Raw genomic sequence first — 14,112 nt, forward strand, 5'->3', positions numbered from 1 at the left:
GCCGGCGCCCGGATCATTCTCTCCGGCCGCCGGATGACGCTCGCGCTTGCAAGCAGCGCCGCGCCTTTCTGGTCTATGCTATGGCCGACAATCATCAGGATGCATTGGGCCGGCCCCTGATCCGAACCGCCTGTATGACCGCGCTTCCCGACCGTCGCCACCGATCCCGGTGGCGTTCAACGCCGTGTGCGGATGCATCACCGCGTTCGCCCGAAAGCGCCGCGAACACATCCACCCACACGTATGACGCGAACGTCGGCAGCGTGATCGCCCTTCCTGCCACACGCAAGGTCAAGAAACCCGACCGCGCCCCGAAATCACACCGCACACGGACCGCCGGTGAATATTGCGGGTTCAGCGCTTCGTTGTAGGCCGGCCAGTTCTTGGTCTTGTAGCTCGGCGGGATCGGTCTGCTCATGCAGGACAGCTACCACGCTGGATTCACGAGATGAATCCCTCAACCAGCCTTTGCGCAACAAAGCCTTTCTCCAGAAGAACCTGTCAAGGTCATTCACATTTCCGGACAGATAATCCCGGGGGATAGCAAGCGACTAAAGGAAATGCTGTCTGATCCAACTCACGGTTATCGGTCTGTTATTGTGATGGAAGGCCCAGGTGGATCTTTTGGCGAGGCGCTCAAAATTGGAAAGATAATTCACGAAAACATCTACTTTCGGCAAGACGACGGATTAATGGGTGTTTTTGTTCTCAAAGGAAAAAAATGTCTTTCCGCCTGTGCCGTTGCAGGTGCTTGGGCGGGCAGACTGCTCTTTTTGGAACATGGAGGGCAACTGGGATTTCACCTACCGTTCTTTCAGGGCGAAGACGCTGAAAAGCGCATCAAAGCCTCAGAAATGCTCGATTTTGCTTATGACATTGCAGAAGCCTACAACGAGTTGTTGATTGAGGATCTGGCCCATCGGGAACTTTTTCGCCAAGCGTACAAGCACCGGACGTCAAGTTCGTTCTTTTACATTCGGACACCACTCTTGGCAGAACAGTACGGTTTCTCCGCGGTCACACGGGGCGTGCCCGCCAAGCCAGTGCATGCTCAAGGGATCGGTATCGACCTGGTAGCCAAGATTTGTCGACAGAAATTCACGTTGGAGCCTAGCAAAAAAGGGTCCTCTGATTTCGAGTTCGGTCCCGCTGAATTCTATCCTGCCAATACCGATCTTCTTCTTGAGATATTGCGCCGCAATCAAAGTGATTGGCTCTCGGTTACAGGGGACTCTCGGTTCACCGACTTGAGGTGCCTTGTCGGAATCGATTCATCCAGCTCACTTCATGCCGTGGTTGTTCGAGACACCAAGCTTTGTTTAAATGGGCAGGATGAGGCTGTTTGTGCCGCAAAAAAACCGGAACGCCCAAGTCTGGTAACGAACATGGAATTGTCGTCTGTGCTCGAATGTCCTTTTGGCGCTTACATAGGAAAACGCGAAAGGACAATCACGCGAAGTACCAACGCGCATACAACCGCCACACCCATTTCAAAAGTCCTCTACCGCCTGCGCGCCGGTGACAAGGTCACTGTAAACGGATGCGTTCCGACAGACGACAATCAGTCTGTATGGTACAAGATAACGGCACGAAATAGAACAGCGTGGGTCAGCGCACGTTTCCTAAAGTAATGTTCAGCTTTTCTTGACGAACTTCGTCAGAATCACGATCCGCTGGCCTTCGACCCGGCCAGAGATGTGTTCCGCATTGTCCGGCTCAAGGCTGATCTTGCGCACGGCGGTGCCCTGCTTGGCGGTAAACCCCGCCCCCTTGACCGGCAGCGCCTTGATCAGGGTCACGGTATCGCCGTTCTGCAAGACCGTCCCGTTGCTATCGCGGTGTACGATCTCATCGCCCGAGGGCAAGCCCGCCTCCGCCCATTCCAGAACCTCTGGTTCCAGATAGGCGATGTCCAGCAAGTCATTGGCCCATGCCGCATCCAACCGTTTCAGCAGCCGGTAGGCCAGAACCTGCTCGGCAGGTTCCGTGCTCCAGATCGCCTCATTCAGACATTGCCAGTGCGGTCCGTCCTGCGGTCCCTGTTCAACGCCTGCGGAGCAGGTCGCACACAGGGCGACCTCGGCGTCTTTCGGGGAAACCGCGACGGGCGCGGCATCCTCTGCCTTGCACAATACGCATTGGGTCATGTCGTAGAACTCCTTCACCGGCCAAGACCCAAGACCCCATCGCGTCACATATGTCCATGCGTCGTATTGGGGGGCTTGTCCCGCCACCCGCGTCTCAAGAATGGGCCTCAGGCGCCGTAAAACGTGTTCAATGTTCCGCCACCGACCAGGTGATCCAGCCACATCTGACGTGTGGATCTGTCGGCACGTTCCAGCGCACGCATTTCCTCTGGCGTCAGATCGCGTCGCACAAACCCATGTTTCTGCAAACAGCGGTCCATACCGTTGAGTTCCCCATTGTATCGCAGCGTGGGCGCGTTGGAGGCGACGACAATCGGCCCAACGATCAAACCGCCGACCAGCACGCCGCCAACATAGTGCCCGGTGAGATTGGATTGCCCCGCTTTTTGGGCCGGAGCCGTACAGGCATCATAGGCCGCCTGTGCCAGATCCATATTGGCCCCCGACTGGAATGGCACCGACGGCCCCCGTACATCTGCCGCACAGCCCGCAATCAACGAAACACAAAAGACCGCGCCAATTGCGCGTTTTGACAAAACTCTCATCATACCAATGGCGAAACGCCACTCCCCAGAGATGCATAAGTCTCTGGAATCTCATCGGGTTACGGTATTTTCAAGAACGAACTGCGCAATTCAGAGCATTGAACTGACCGGCGTAATTCACCCGCCACACCCGACGACGCGAACTGCCTGTTCCCGTGACATTCAGCTGTCCGGTCGGGGCGTCCCGGAGATCCCGGAACGCCCGATTGGATCATTCGCCCAGCGCGATACCCTCACGCCGGGGATCGGCCCCGCCTTGCAACCCGTCGGACCCAACGGCAATGGCATGTAGGCCAGAGGTCAGATCGCGCACGCTGACCTCAAATCCCAACGCCTCCAACGGGGCCTGCAGGGCCACCATGTCGGTGCCTTCCTCCAGATCAAAGGTGCCAAACCGGTTCAGCCCATGCGGCGTTGCCACCGCTTGCTGTACATCCATGCCCCAATCGACATGGGCAATGATCGCCTGTGCCACATAGCCGATGATGCGCGATCCGCCGGGCGAGCCGATCACCAGAACCGGCGCGCCGTCCTTGCGGACAATCGTCGGCGCCATTGACGACCGGGGGCGTTTGCCTGGTGCCACCGCGTTGGCGATGGGCACCCCGTCCGCATGAGACCGGAAGGAAAAATCCGTCAACTCGTTGTTCAGCAGAAAACCATTTGTCATCAGCCGAGAGCCAAAGCCGTTCTCGATGGTCGTCGTCATCGACAGTGCGTTGCCGTACTGATCCACAATCGAAATATGCGAGGTCGACGGCAGTTCGATGCTTTCGTCGTCCGCCCAGAGCATCGCGTGATCCCAGGCAGGCATGCCCGGTGCCACCTCTGGCAAGGCATCGTCACCCGCCAGCAGCTTGGCGCGCTCTGCCAGATAGGCCGGATCAACCAGCCCCTTGGTCGGCATCGGGACAAAATCGCTGTCGGCCATGTAGCGGCCCCGGTCCGCAAAGGCGAGCCGCGAGGCATCGCCGATCTTGCGCCATGTATCGACGTCGCCGGGATCACCGGGCGCAGAGGCATCCAGCAGCCCCAGGATCTGGCCCACGGTCAGCGCGCCGGATGACGGCGGCCCCATGCCACAGACCTCATGGCCCCGAAAGGGCGCGCAAACGGCAGGGCGTTCCTTGACCTCATAGGTCGCCAGATCGCGCAAGGTCATGACGCCGGGGTTGGCCGTGAACCCTTGCACCGTGTCGACGATGTCCTGCGCGATGGGGCCTTCGTAGATCGCCGCCGCGCCATCCGCCGCCATCGCCCGCATCACGGCGGCATAGGCGGGGTTGGTCAACATCGACCCTTCGGCAATCGGTGCGCCGCCGGGGTAAAAGTAGTCCTTTGTCGGGCCGTGCTGGCCCAGCCGGTCAGCGTCCCCCGCCACCAGCCCGGCCAGACGCGGCGAGACGGCAAAGCCACCTTCGGCCAATCGCGTGGCGGGACCAAACAGCCCGGCCCAGTCCGACTTGCCCCATTTTTCATGCGCCGCCTGCATCAAAGCAGGCGTGCCCGGCACCCCGACAGAGCGCCCGCCGACAACCGCATCCCAAAACTTCAGCGGATTGCCCTCGGCGTCCTGAAACAGCCGGGGCGTTGCGGCCAGTGGCGCGGTTTCGCGCCCGTCCAGCGTGGTGATCTCACCCGTGGCCCCATCGTGCCAGACGAGGAACGCGCCGCCGCCCATGCCGGAACTCTGCGGCTCTACCAACCCCAGAACGGACTGCACGGCAATCATGGCGTCCGCCGCCGTGCCCCCTGCCCGCAGCACCTCGGCCCCCGCCTGAACCGCATGGGGGTTCGCGGCGGCAACCATCCAGTTTTCGGCCATCACCGGCCTGCCCGCATCCTTGGCCGCCAGGGCCTCTGCGACAGGGGCAGACATCGCGGCAAACCCGCCGTCCGCCACGGCCTGTTCCGGATCAACTGCATCCGCCGCTTGTTGTGCCAGACTTGCAGATCCCAACAGACCCGCAACGGCAAAAGACATGATGAAACGCATGGCGCGAAACCCTCCCTGAATACGCAAATACACCCGCAGCTTTGCATCTTTGCCGCGAATCTCAAGCGCGGGTTTCCGCCGATAGGTGTTCAGACACATTGAAGGCCGCAGAAAGTCGGGATTTGCAACGGACTTGGCGTTATACTGCAGTGCAGAAAACAATGCCCACACCTGTCTGACAATCCGAGTATTGCCGTGCCTCTCGACCTGACATTCTTTCCGCATTGGAACCTGGTGCATGTCGATTATTTCGGCTGTGCAACAGTCGGGAACATCGTGCGCAGCTATTCCGACATGATGTCCCACCCCGAGGCGGGTCGCCTGCGCTATGCCATAAATGACTTGCGCAGCCTGGAAAATCTGAACGTGTTCTACGAGGGCATGTCCCACATGGCCCGGACAATTTCAGCTGATGCCGCCTTGCGACCGGCCCCTTGGGAAATCGCCATTGTCTCGACGCAACGGGGCATGACGCGTATCCTGACGGATTATTGCGCACAGGTGTCTCGCGCGGGAACCGCGCGATGTGGGCTGTTTTCGGACATTCCCGCAGCGGTCGACTGGCTAGGTGTCTCTCGTGACGTGATGGACCTGAGCGTAACCGACGGTCGGCTCATCATGGATGCACGCCCATCGGACAGGCGCCCTACAGCATAGCGGGAACAACCTGATCCGGCGGACGATGACCATCGTCAAAGGTCTTGATGTTGATGATCACCTTTTCGCCCATCTCGACGCGGCCTTCTTGCGTCGCAGAGCCCATGTGAGGCAGCATGACCACGTTGGGCATGTCGCGCAATTCGGGATTGCCCGCCAGCCCGTGTTCGTAGACATCCAGCCCCGCGCCTGCCAACTGCCCGGCCTTGAGCATCCGCGTCAGCGCGTTTTCGTCGATCACCTCGCCGCGTGAGGTGTTCACGATCACGGCGCTGGGTTTCATCAGTTGCAGGCGGCGCGCGTTCAGCAGGTGATAGGTGCTGGGCGTCGACGGGCAGTTCACGCTGACCACGTCCATCCGCGCGACCATCTGGTCGAGGCTTTCCCAAAAGGTCGCCTCCAGCGCATCTTCGATCTCGGGGCGCAGGCGGTGGCGGTTGTGATAGTGGACCTGCATCCCAAAAGCGGCGGCGCGGCGCGCCAAGGCCTGCCCGATGCGCCCCATGCCAAGGATACCCAGACGGCGCCCGCCCAGACGCCCGCCCAGCAGCGCGGTGGGTGCCCAGCCTTGCCAGCTGCCCTCCTGCATCACTTTCATGCCTTCCTGAATGCGGCGGGTGACGCCCAGCATCAGCGCAAGGACCATGTCGGCGGTGTCTTCGGTCACCACCCCCGGCGTGTTTGACACCAGAATCCCGCGTGACCGGGCCGTGGCCACGTCGATGTGATCGAATCCCGCGCCGAAGTTGGCGATCAGTTTCAGCTGTTCGCCCGCCTGACCGATCAGGCCCGCGTCGATCCGATCGGTCACGGTGGAGACCAGCACATCGGCCTCCTGCATGGCGTCCACAAGCTCTCCCCGGGTCATGGGGCGGTCATCTTCGCGCAGCTTGGCGTCGAACAACTCGGTCAGCCGCGTCTCGACGACTTCGGGCAAGCGTCGCGTCACGACAACACTCAGACGTTTTGATGGCATGCAGCCTCTCCCCAAACTTCCCCATCGGGGCACTTGGGCGGTAGACTGCGTCAGGACAGGACGGGGCGCAAGAACCCCGCCAGAAAAACTGAGCAGGATCAGAGACCATGTTCAAGAAAGCGATCGCCATGGCGGTGGCGCTTGGCCTGTTTGCGGCGCCTCCGGCCTCGGCGCAGGACAAGGGACCGGAGACGAAACTGCCTTTGCCGCGGTTTGTCTCGTTGAAGGCATCCGAGGGCAACGTGCGGCGCGGGCCGTCACTGACGCATCGGATCGACTGGGTGTACAAGCGGCGGTCGATGCCGCTGGAGATCACCGCCGAGCATGGCCATTGGCGGCGGGTCCGTGACCGGGACGGGGCCGGGGGATGGGTGCATTACTCGCTGCTTTCCGGCTCTAGGACGGTCATCATCGAGCAGGATATGTTGAGCCTTTATCAGCGCGAAGACCCGGACAGCCCCGTGGTGGCGCGGCTGGAGCTGGGGGTGATCGCGCGGCTGGGTGATTGCGGCCCGGACTGGTGCAAGCTGACGGCGGCGGGCTTCAAGGGATGGGCCGACAAGACCGCTCTTTGGGGTGTCAAACCGGACGAGATCCGCGAATGAGATTGCGGCTGTCCACGCGTGGACAGCCTCTCGCCTTAATAAAATCAATGACTTGCAGAGACGTTTTTAGATTTCGTTAGGAATTGGGGACTCTGACAGGGGTCCGGACTCAACCCAGGTGGCCAGGTGGAGAGGCCCCGGGTCAGACCCGGGACAGCGGGATGAGGGGATCACCCGTGTTCGGTCACGCGGCCTCGTGCATCAGGATTGCCGCCTCTGACGCTGACAGGTTGCGGCGGGCGTAGGCGCCGTAGGACTGCGGATTGCCCGCCACGCCCGGCAGGGTTTGCAGCAGGCGGGTGCGGTCGGCGCTGTCCATCGAGGAAAGCGCCGCGTTGGCGGGATGAAAGCTCTCGGTTTCGACGCCATCGGCAAACAGCACCTCATGGCGGGGCAGCAGGAGATGGACATAGGTCACCTCCTTGACGTCCATGTCCTGCACGACGCTGTGCCCGTCCACCAGATCCCGCGCGGCGACCAGCACCTCTGGCGTGTTGAACAGCTCTCGCGCCGCGGCGCCGCGCACCACCATGCGGTGCTCTGGCGAAACAAGGATGTCGCAATTCGGCTGACCCAGACCCAGCGCCCCGGCCCGCAGCCGGATCGGGCGCAGCGACGGCATGGCAAACAGCCGCGCCCCCGACATGCGCCTGCTGCCGATCCAGCAGACAGGTTGTGCGCCGCTGTCCTTGGTCTGCACCAGATCCCCCTCGCGCAGCAGCCCCACCGGCACCTGCCCCTCTGGCGTCAGGATGCGCGTGCGCGGCGTGAAACAGATCACCGCACCGCCGGGGTCGACGGGCATTTCCAGCGGTTCGACCGTCCGGGCATGGTGAACAACCCAGAGATCGACCGCAGAGGGCGGCACCTCATCGAGGAACATCAGCAAAGGCGGCACATGGCGACCGACCGGGATCAGGGTCACTGTGTAGCCTTTGCGCCCATCAGTCACCACAAAGCAGGAATCGCCAAGCGGCGTGTCACCATCGATCGACGCAGCGGATGGCCGTCCGGGGTTTTCATGTTCCAGCGCCGCGCCCACCAGACGCCGCACCATGCGCGCCGCGCGCGGACGGATGTTTGCGTCGCCACTCTCATCGCCCAGCTGCAACACCGACGCGGGACCATCCACCCGCACCGGCTCTCCGGTCCAGGACCACGCGGCCCCGACCTTGAGTGCCGGAAGAGGCGCATCCTGCGCCCCGTCGATTTCCGTCTGTGCCCACGAGATGACGAACGTGCCACGATAGCCCGTTGCCATATCTGTTTGCCTGCCTCAGTCTTTTTTTATTAACCATTAGGTTACAGCGCCCCAGACGTTTCTCAAAGCGGAACCGGGTATGGGGGTTGACCGCCTGCAGCGAAAACCCGTGCGTATGTGGCCGGAAAGCAACGACTTCTTACCCAAAAGGTTAGGTCAGAGGGTGGGTGATGCGCAACATGCGGGCACTGGGCGGACACTGGGCGCGCTCTTGGCAGGCTCTTGGCAGGTAACCGGCAGGCCCTTGCCCAAGACCGTCGAACGTCTGGCGCAGCGCCTTGGATGCCCGATGCGCGGTCCCGTCAGACGCAAAACGCCGCCCCGAAGGGCGGCGTCTGGATCGGGCTGGATGCTGTAGACCGGACCAGGTTAGCTGGTCAGGCCCACGCGACCGATGCTTTCATAAGCGGTAAAGCCTGCCGCCTCGGCATCCGATGCGGTGTAGATGTTGCGCAGATCGGCCAGTTTTGCCTGCGCCATGGACCCGGCAATGCGCGACAGGTCCAGCGCGCGAAACTCGTTCCATTCGGTCAGGATGACCAGCAGATCGGCACCATTGGCGGCGGTATAGGGGTCGTCCTCCCACGCGACGCCGGGCAGCATATGCTCACCCTCGCGGCGACCCTGCGGATCGACGACGCGGACCTTGGCCCCGCCCCCGACCAGCGCAGGCACGATGGTCAGCGACGGCGCGTCGCGCATGTCGTCGGTGTTGGGTTTGAACGTGACACCCAGCACGGCGACCGTTTTGCCGTTGAAGCCGCCATCACACAGGTCGGCCAGTTTGTCGATCATGCGGCGTTTGACGTCCTCGTTGACCTTGATGACCGTCTCGACAATCGAGATGGGAGCCGCGTGCTCCTGGCCGATGCGGGCCAGCGCCTTGGTGTCCTTGGGGAAACACGATCCGCCATAGCCGGGACCGGCATGCAGGAACTTGTTGCCGATGCGGCCATCCATGCCCATGCCCTTGGAGACGGATTTCACATCCGCGCCGACCTTTTCGCACAGGGCGGCGATCTCGTTGATAAAGGTGATCTTGGTCGCAAGGAACGCGTTGGCGGCGTATTTGATCATCTCGGCCGATTCCAGATCGGTGGTGACAATCGGGAAGTCCCGCAGATAGAGCGGGCGGTAGATTTCCGCCATGACCTGCGCGGCGCGGTCCGATTCCACGCCGACAACCACGCGGTCCGGTTTCATGAAATCGTCGATGGCCGCGCCTTCGCGCAGGAATTCCGGGTTGGAGGCGACATCGAAATCAAGGCCGGGCACGGCGGCAGAGATCACCTCCTTGACCTTGCGGTTTGTGCCGACGGGCACTGTCGACTTGGTCACGACAACCATGTAGCCGGTCGCGGCCTTGGCGATTTCCTCTGCCGCAGCCATGACATAGGTCAGGTCCGCATGGCCATCACCGCGCCGGGTCGGCGTGCCCACGGCGATGAACACCGCATCGGCGCTGTCGATGGCGGTCTTGAGATCCAGCGTAAAGCTGAGGCGGCCTGCCTCGACGTTCTTGTGCATCAAAACGTCAAGGCCGGGCTCGTAAATCGGCACCTCGCCGCGTTCCAGCATCTCTATCTTGCGCGGATCCTTGTCCACGCAGACAACTTCGTGTCCAAAATCAGAAAAACAAACTCCGGAGACAAGGCCGACATAGCCTGTTCCGATCATGGCAATTTTCATGGTAGCGATCCCTAACGCGGTCTCTTTTATGGCGACGACATGCGGCGGTGTGGGGGCAAATGTCAACTTGCCCATGCCGCAACGCGGCAAACTGTTGCGCGATTGGACAAGGTCCGGCGGAGGCGCTAAAGCACGCGGCACAATGAGAACCGAGCACACCCCATGACAGACAGTCCATCAGCGGTCGCCCGCGCCGTTCTAGCCACCGAAAGCGCGGCGCTGGCGCGGCTGGGCGATGAATTGCCGGACAGTTTTGACGCCGTCGTTGCCCGGCTGTTGCAGGTGCAGGGGCGCGTGATCGTGTCCGGCATGGGCAAATCGGGCCATGTGGCCAACAAGATCGCGGCCACCTTTGCGTCGACCGGCACGCCTGCACAGGGTGTCCATCCGGGAGAGGCGAGCCACGGCGATCTGGGCATGATCACGCCGTCGGATGCGGTGATCCTGATCTCCAACTCTGGCGAGACGCGGGAACTGGCCGATATGATCGCCCATTGCGCGCGGTTTTCGGTGCCGTTGGTGGCGATGACCAAGGGGGCGGACAGCACCCTGTCGCGGGCGGCGGATTTTGTCCTGCTGATGCCCGACGCACCAGAGGCCTGCGCCATCGGGATGGCGCCGACGACCTCGACCACGATGGCGATGGCGTTGGGGGATGCGCTGGCGGTGGCGATGATGCAGAGCCGGGGGTTTGACCGGACCAGTTTCGCGGCGTTCCATCCCGGTGGGACGTTGGGGGCGCAACTGCTGCATGTCTCTGCCGTCATGCACCGGGGGGAAGAACTGCCGCTGGTCCAAGAGGACACGCCGATGTCCGAATGCCTGCTGGTGATGAGCCAAAAGGGATTTGGCGTGGCCGCATTGGTCGAGAACGACCGGCTGATGGGGATCATCACCGATGGCGACCTGCGCCGCAACATGGACGGGCTGATGGACCGCAGTGCGGGGCAGGTTGCCACGCGCGGGCCGCTGGTCACCGCCCCCGACACCCTGCTGATCGAGGCGCTTGGCATTATGAACACGACGAAACGCACGGTCCTGCTGGTGACCGATGGCGACAGGCTGGTCGGCCTGCTGCACATCCACGACGCGCTGCGGGCGGGTGTGGCATGAGCGCGGTCATCTTTATCCCCGCGCGCTATGCCTCGACACGGTATCCGGGCAAGCCGCTGGTGGCATTGAAGGGCGCGACGGGTGAGGCGAAATCGCTGATCCAGCGCAGCTGGGAGGCCGCCAAGGCGGTCAAGGGCGCGGACGCGGTCTATGTGCTGACGGACGACAGCCGCATCGCAGAGGCGGCGCGCGGCTTTGGCGCGGATGTGCTGATGACGTCGGAAAACGCCCGCAACGGCACCGAGCGCTGCGCCGAGGGTATCGCGCAACTGGCCAGTGCCCCCGACTGCGTGGTGAACCTGCAGGGCGACGCGCCGCTGACGCCTGCGTGGTTTGTCGAGGCGCTGATTGCGCGGATGGACGACCCGGCAGTGCGAATGGCCACGCCGATCCTGCGCTGCGACGCCGAGACTCTGACCAACTTTGTCACCGACCGCCAGAATGGTCGCGTTGGCGGCACCACCGCCGTCACCCGCGCGGATGGTGCGGCGTTGTATTTCTCCAAGGAAGTGCTGCCCTTTGTCGGATCGCTGGAGACCCCGCCAGAGGTTTGGCACCATGTGGGTGTCTACGCCTACCGCCCCGAGGCGCTGGCGGCCTATATGTCTTGGCCCGAAGGCCCGCTGGAAAAGGCCGAGGGGCTGGAACAGCTGCGCTTTCTGGAAAACGGCGTGCCGGTGACCTGTGTTCCGGTTGAGGGCAAGGGCCGGGTATTCTGGGAACTCAACAATCCAGTGGACGTGGCGCGCATCGAAGGCGTGCTGGCAAAGGAAGGCATCGCATGACGGACGTTTCAATCGGGGACTATACCGTCTCCAACGCCGCCCCTTTCACCCTGATCGCGGGCCCTTGCCAGATCGAGAGCCTGGATCACGCGCGGATGCTGGCCGAGCGGATCGCGGCGGCGGCAGAGGCGGCGGGCGTGAACTGGATCTTCAAGGCCAGCTACGACAAGGCCAACAGATCGTCCCTGTCGGGCAAACGCGGCGTCGGCATGGAAGAGGGGCTGCGCGTGCTGTCCACCATCCGGTCGGAATTCGGCGTGCCGGTGCTGACGGATGTGCACGCGCCCGACCAATGCGCCACCGTCGCCTCTGCCGTCGACGTGCTGCAAATCCCGGCTTTTCTGTCGCGCCAGACCGACCTGCTGCTGGCGGCGGGGGAGACGGGCGCCGCCATCAACGTCAAGAAGGGGCAGTTCCTGGCGCCTTGGGACATGGTGAACGTGGTGGACAAGATCGCCTCGACCGGGAACCAAAAGATCATGTTGTGTGAGCGCGGCACATCCTTTGGCTACAACATGCTGGTGTCGGACATGCGATCGCTGCCGATCATGGGCGAGACCGGCTATCCGGTGGTGTTTGACGCCACCCATTCGGTGCAACTGCCCGGTGGGAAAGGCACATCCACGGGCGGGCAGCGCCAGTTTGTCGAGCCGCTGGCCCGTGCGGCGCTGGCCGTGGGCTGTGCCGCTGTCTTTATCGAGACCCACGAAGACCCGGACAACGCGCCCAGCGACGGGCCGAACATGGTGCCGGTTGATGATCTGGCGCGGTTGCTCAAGGGGCTGGCAGCGGTGGACGCGCTGACCAAGGCGGGCTGATCTGGGCTGACGCTTCGGAATTTTGGGTATTTTTGCAGAAAAGAAGCCGCAGGGAGTCGTCCTTGCGGCTTTTTCGGTTCTTGCGGGTCAGGTGCTCAGTGTTGCGCCCAGTTTGCCAAGGTAGGTTTCCACCAGCGCGGTTGCCGTCTCACGCGATCCGGCCTCTGCGTAGCAGCGGAATTCCGGCGCGTTGCCCGAGGGGCGCAGGTGGACCACGTCGCCGTTTTCAAAGCTGACGCGCAGACCGTCGGTTGTGTCCAGCGCGGCCTCTGCCCCGGTGACGGCGAAGAAGGCGGCGCGGGCGGCGGCATCCTCGGTGAGTTTGGCGATGAATGCCTTGGAGGTATCTGTTTCGATCCCCTGGATGCGGTCGGCGGCGGTAAAGCGGGGCGGCAGCGCGTCCAGCAGCGCCGACAGCGGTTGACCGGCGGCGCGCGCGGCGGCCAGCGGCGCAAGGATCGGCAGCAGGCAATCGCGGGTCATCAGCGGGGCGAGGTTCCCGGCGGGCGTCTGGCCGGGAACCTGGGCAGCGAAACCCAGCAGGAAGCCGCCGTTGGCCTCATAGCCCACGACGCGGGCGGCGGGATCGGCCTGTAGCGCCGCCTCCATCGCGGCGATCACGAAGGGGGAGCCGATCTTGGTGCGGGTGATTGCGGTGAAATCGAACGCGCCGTCGGCGTCGATCATGGTGTTGGAGGAGACCGGCGTACAGATCACCTGCGCCCCCAGTGCGCGCGCGGTGACTGCGCCGAGCACATCACCCGGAATGACGCGTTGTGCATCGTCCACCAGCATCGGGCGGTCGGCGTCGCCGTCGGTCGAGATCAGCACCGAGAGGTCATGTTCGGCGAACCAGCCGGCAAAGAGGTTCTTGGTCTCCGGGTCGAGCGCCTCTGTATCCACGGGGATGAACTGGTCAGAGCGGGCAATGGCGATGGCGGTGCCGCCCAGCGCCTGCACCACGTCCATCATGATGTCGCGGGCGACAGAGCTGTGCTGGTAGACGCCGACGCGCAGGCCGTTCAGCGCCTGCGGGCCATAGGCGTCTGTGTAGCGGGCGACATAGGCGGCGCGGGCGTCGGCCTGAGTCAGGGTGCCCTGGGCCGCGTCGGGGGCGGTTTGGCCAAGCGCGCCGTTGATGCGCGTCTCATCCTGTTTGGAGATTTCTCCGGTGGGGACGTAGAATTTCAGCCCGTTGCGGTCAGCGGGGATGTGGCTGCCGGTGACCATGACCGCCGCCGCGCCCGCATTCAGCGAAGACAGCGCCAGCGCGGGGGTCGGGACCGCGCCGCAGTCCACCGCATCGAGGCCCGCGGCGCGGATGGCGTCGATCACCCAGCCCGAAATTTGTGGCGACGAGGGGCGCAGATCGCGGCCCACATGCACCGCGCCGCCGTGGGGGCAGGCGCGCAGAAAGGCGGTGACGTAGTCGTGTACCAGCGGTTCGGTCAGGTCCACAACGAGGCCGCGCAGGCCGCTTGTTCCGAATTTGGGGGCCATCTGTGTTATCCCTGTCCTTG

13 protein-coding genes are annotated in these 14,112 nt (G+C 63.0%); 6 read left to right on the top strand and 7 right to left on the bottom strand.

Annotated features, from left to right (window positions below):
* Positions 1-560 precede the first annotated feature (560 nt).
* Positions 561-1,631 (top strand): SH3 domain-containing protein, encoded by a 1,071-nt coding sequence (locus tag CHB90_RS17915; RefSeq protein WP_089279225.1) that lies wholly within the window; start codon positions 561-563, stop codon positions 1,629-1,631.
* Between the two features lie 3 nt (positions 1,632-1,634).
* Here CHB90_RS17915 and CHB90_RS17920 read toward each other — a convergent pair whose 3' ends face one another.
* The 3 genes from CHB90_RS17920 to ggt form a co-directional block, all read right to left on the bottom strand.
* Positions 1,635-2,147 (bottom strand): alkylphosphonate utilization protein, encoded by a 513-nt coding sequence (locus tag CHB90_RS17920; RefSeq protein ID WP_089279226.1) that lies wholly within the window; start codon positions 2,145-2,147, stop codon positions 1,635-1,637.
* A gap of 107 nt (positions 2,148-2,254) precedes the next feature.
* Positions 2,255-2,581 (bottom strand): hypothetical protein, encoded by a 327-nt coding sequence (locus tag CHB90_RS17925; protein WP_089279227.1) that lies wholly within the window; start codon positions 2,579-2,581, stop codon positions 2,255-2,257.
* A gap of 322 nt (positions 2,582-2,903) precedes the next feature.
* Complete coding sequence (gene ggt, locus CHB90_RS17930) at positions 2,904-4,688, bottom strand: gamma-glutamyltransferase (RefSeq protein WP_089279263.1); 1,785 nt, start codon at positions 4,686-4,688, stop codon at positions 2,904-2,906.
* Between the two features lie 195 nt (positions 4,689-4,883).
* Here ggt and CHB90_RS17935 point away from each other — a divergent pair, with 195 nt between their 5' ends.
* Positions 4,884-5,345 (top strand): hypothetical protein, encoded by a 462-nt coding sequence (locus CHB90_RS17935; RefSeq protein ID WP_089279228.1) that lies wholly within the window; start codon positions 4,884-4,886, stop codon positions 5,343-5,345.
* On the opposite strand, the gene CHB90_RS17940 is transcribed toward CHB90_RS17935, so the two are convergent.
* Positions 5,335-6,321, bottom strand: a complete 987-nt coding sequence (locus CHB90_RS17940) for a 2-hydroxyacid dehydrogenase (protein WP_089279229.1) — start codon at positions 6,319-6,321, stop codon at positions 5,335-5,337. The two genes, CHB90_RS17935 and CHB90_RS17940, sit on opposite strands and share 11 nt — an antisense overlap.
* A 128-nt stretch (positions 6,322-6,449) precedes the next feature.
* On the opposite strand from CHB90_RS17940, the gene CHB90_RS17945 reads away from it, so the two are divergent.
* On the top strand, positions 6,450-6,926 hold the full coding sequence (locus CHB90_RS17945) for an SH3 domain-containing protein (protein ID WP_425426642.1): 477 nt from the start codon (positions 6,450-6,452) through the stop codon (positions 6,924-6,926).
* A 184-nt stretch (positions 6,927-7,110) separates the two neighbouring features.
* On the opposite strand, the gene CHB90_RS17950 is transcribed toward CHB90_RS17945, so the two are convergent.
* The gene (locus tag CHB90_RS17950; RefSeq protein ID WP_089279231.1) at positions 7,111-8,187 is read right to left on the bottom strand and encodes a Hint domain-containing protein; all 1,077 of its coding nucleotides are present in this window, start codon (positions 8,185-8,187) and stop codon (positions 7,111-7,113) included.
* A gap of 369 nt (positions 8,188-8,556) precedes the next feature.
* A complete protein-coding gene (locus tag CHB90_RS17955; protein ID WP_089279232.1) occupies positions 8,557-9,876 on the bottom strand; it encodes a UDP-glucose dehydrogenase family protein in 1,320 nt (439 codons plus the stop codon).
* A gap of 162 nt (positions 9,877-10,038) precedes the next feature.
* Here CHB90_RS17955 and CHB90_RS17960 point away from each other — a divergent pair, with 162 nt between their 5' ends.
* Genes CHB90_RS17960 through kdsA form a run of 3 tightly spaced genes read left to right on the top strand, consistent with a single transcriptional unit; the run spans position 10,039 to position 12,592 of the window.
* On the top strand, positions 10,039-10,989 hold the full coding sequence (locus CHB90_RS17960) for a KpsF/GutQ family sugar-phosphate isomerase (protein WP_089279233.1): 951 nt from the start codon (positions 10,039-10,041) through the stop codon (positions 10,987-10,989).
* On the top strand, positions 10,986-11,774 hold the full coding sequence (locus CHB90_RS17965) for a 3-deoxy-manno-octulosonate cytidylyltransferase (RefSeq protein ID WP_089279234.1): 789 nt from the start codon (positions 10,986-10,988) through the stop codon (positions 11,772-11,774). Before CHB90_RS17960 ends, CHB90_RS17965 begins: the two co-directional genes overlap by 4 nt.
* On the top strand, positions 11,771-12,592 hold the full coding sequence (gene kdsA, locus CHB90_RS17970; RefSeq protein WP_089279235.1) for a 3-deoxy-8-phosphooctulonate synthase: 822 nt from the start codon (positions 11,771-11,773) through the stop codon (positions 12,590-12,592). The genes CHB90_RS17965 and kdsA overlap by 4 nt, the downstream gene beginning before the upstream one ends.
* Before the next feature lie 87 nt (positions 12,593-12,679).
* Here kdsA and CHB90_RS17975 read toward each other — a convergent pair whose 3' ends face one another.
* A complete protein-coding gene (locus CHB90_RS17975) occupies positions 12,680-14,092 on the bottom strand; it encodes a phosphomannomutase (RefSeq protein ID WP_089279236.1) in 1,413 nt (470 codons plus the stop codon).
* Positions 14,093-14,112 lie beyond the last annotated feature (20 nt).

Origin of the sequence: Antarctobacter heliothermus (assembly GCF_900188425.1) — a bacterium.
Lineage (GTDB): Bacteria > Pseudomonadota > Alphaproteobacteria > Rhodobacterales > Rhodobacteraceae > Antarctobacter > Antarctobacter heliothermus.